We start from the raw sequence: 2569 nt of genomic DNA on the forward strand, positions 1-2569 counted from the left end.
GCCTGCTGGCGAGCCTGTCCGCGTCGACCAGCGCGGGCGCGCGCCACAGCCAGCTCTGGAACGGATGGTCGGGGTCTGCCGGCGTTACGGCGTGGACGTGATCCGGATGACCACACGCGCCGCCGGCGCATACGTGCGTAACACTGCGTGCCTCGCTCTCACCCAGCAGATGGCGCAGGTCCACCCGCCCTTCCCGCGTCTCGACCATCGCGGCCCCATCCGTCGCCGCGCGCAACCACTGGCGTAGCGCGGGCAGCTCCCCCGCCGACACCAGATCGGTCTTGTTCAGCACCAGCAAATCGGCCGCCTTGAACTGGCGTTCCAGCGTATCGGCCAGCAAAGGATCCGCCGCCAGCGCGCGCACATTGGCGGCGTCGGCCAGCACCACCACGCCCTCCAACTGCAGCATGGGATCGGACATGCCGACCTGCGCGATGCGGCCCGGATCGGACACGCCGCTGGCCTCGATCACGATCCATTCGGGCAAGGGGTCCAGCGCCAGGACGCGCGCCAAGGCGTCGTCCAGGCCGCCCGCCATCGAACAGCAGACGCAGCCGTTGGCCAGCCTGATCACCTGGTCGCTGCGCTGCGCGATCAGCCCGGCATCGATATCCACCGGGCCGAAGTCGTTGACCAGAACCGCCGCACGGCGGCGGGTCGTGGATAACACATGATTGAGCAGGGTCGTCTTGCCCGCGCCTAGAAATCCGCCCACCACCGTCAGCGCGATGCGCGCTCCGTCCTGCGGCGCCATCTCAGGCCTCCCGCAGCGCCAGCGGCCTGCCGCCGATGACCGTGCCCAGCACGCGCACGTCCTTCAGTTGCTCCGGCGGCACTTCCTGGGGATCGTCCTGCAGCACGCAGAAATCGGCATATTTGCCGATCTCGATGGACCCCACCAGATGGTCCAGGTGCAGAGTGTAGGCCGCGCCCAGCGTCACGGCGTGCAGGGCCGCCTCCACGCCGATGCGCTCCGATTCCCCCAGCACCTTGCCCGAGGAGGTCTGCCGGTTCACCGCGCACCAGGCCGTGAACAGCGGCCCCAGCGGCGTGATGGGCGCATCCGAGTGGATCGAGAACGGCACGCCGGCACGCGCAGCCGAAGCGCAGGCGTCCATGCGGTTGGCGCGGTCCGGCCCCATGGTCAAGGCATGGTGCGCATCGCCCCAGTAGAAGATGTGGTTGGCGAAAAGATTGGCGCACATGCCCAGGCTGGCCATGCGCCGGAACTGCGCCGCATCGGCCATCTGGCAATGCTGCAGAGTGTGCCGGTGGTCCCGCCGCGGACTGCGGCGCAGGGCGCGATCCACCGCGTCGATGGCAAGCTCGGTGGCTTCGTCGCCATTGGTGTGAATGTGCAGCTGCACGCCGGCGTCGTGATACGCCTGGACCATGGCGTCCAGTTCGGCCGGCGCGATCACCCAGATGCCGTTGGGCGCGCCGTTGTAGTAGCCCGGCCAGCGCAGCCTGGCCGTAAAGCCCTGGATCGAGCCGTCGACCACCAGCTTGACCATGCCCAGATGCAGCTTGTCGTTGTTGAGACGCCGGGCTTCCGCCAATTTGCTCAGGCAGCGTCCCGGATCGCCCGCATACGTCAGCGCGGACGCGGCCGGCACGATACGGACCGGAAAGTCCGGCTCCGCGGTGATGCGGGCCAGCGTCGCCAAACCCTCGTCGCCCAGCTCGTTGACCAGGTCCGTGGCGGTGGTGACGCCAGCCCACTGCGCCACCTTGCCGAACATGCGCAGGCCCTCTTCCGACACGCCCACGGTACGGAACGGGCTGCCGATCAGGCGCATGACGGGAAACATGGCCGCAAATTCGCAGAGTTCGCCGCTGGGCCGCCCATCGTCCATGCGGGTAATGCCTTCGATGTCGGTATCGCGGTCGATGCCGGCACGCGCCAGCATCGGCGTATTCACGTTCATTAGGTGCATGCTGGCATGCATGACCACCACGGGCCGTTCGGCGGACACCGCGTCCAGGTCCTGCACGCGCATGCGCGCCCCGTCAAAGAAGATCGGATCGAAGCCCCAGCCGATCAGCGTTTCGCCGGCTGGCAAGGCACGCTCGGCCTCGCGTAGCCGGGCAGCCACCGCGTCAAAGCTCTTCAGACCTTCCCAGAGCCGGCCGTCGGGCCCGCGCCGGTCGTAGTAGCCCACGTACACGAACTTCCACATGCCGCCTTCCGGCAGATGGCAATGCCCTTCCACCAGGCCGGGCATGAGCACCTTGTCCGCATAGCGCTCGTCAAGGTCGGCCGGCCCCCAGCCCGCCAGGTCTTCACGGCTGCCCACGCCCAGGATGCGGCCCTCTCGCACCGCCACATGGGTGGCGCGAGGCTGCATCGGATTCATGGTCAGGATGCTGCGCGCGGCATAAATCGTGGTTCGGGCACTGGTCTGGGTCATCTGTCTGTCCTTCTGACGGAGGGTGGGCTCATCCCTGCAACGGCGACACCAGGACGCCATCGCGGGACTCGACGAAATGGCAGGCCACACGGTGGCCCGGCGCGACTTCGCGCAGGGCCGGCTCGCGCGTGGCGCAGAGCGACTGCGCGGCCGGGCAG

Annotated in this window: 2 protein-coding genes; both read right to left on the reverse strand. The window is 68.4% G+C overall.

The genetic code is table 11. From position 1 onward, the window contains the following. Positions 1-754 (reverse strand): GTP-binding protein (locus VIR09_RS21240; protein WP_332014646.1); only part of this gene is annotated, 754 nt, incomplete at its 3' end. 1 nt (position 755) lies between these two features. Then, positions 756-2411, reverse strand: coding sequence for an amidohydrolase (locus tag VIR09_RS21245; protein WP_332014647.1), 1656 nt, complete (start codon positions 2409-2411; stop codon positions 756-758). Positions 2412-2569: the final 158 nt, after the last annotated feature.

Origin of the sequence: Achromobacter sp., from assembly GCF_036567245.1 — a bacterium.
In the GTDB taxonomy this organism is placed as follows: Bacteria; Pseudomonadota; Gammaproteobacteria; order Burkholderiales; family Burkholderiaceae_B; genus Achromobacter.

What these genes read in the sequence shown, in the direction of transcription:
- VIR09_RS21245 (WP_332014647.1), bottom strand. Translation starts at nt 2,411, where the DNA reads ATGACCCAGACCAGTGCCCGAACCACGATTTATGCCGCGCGCAGCATC.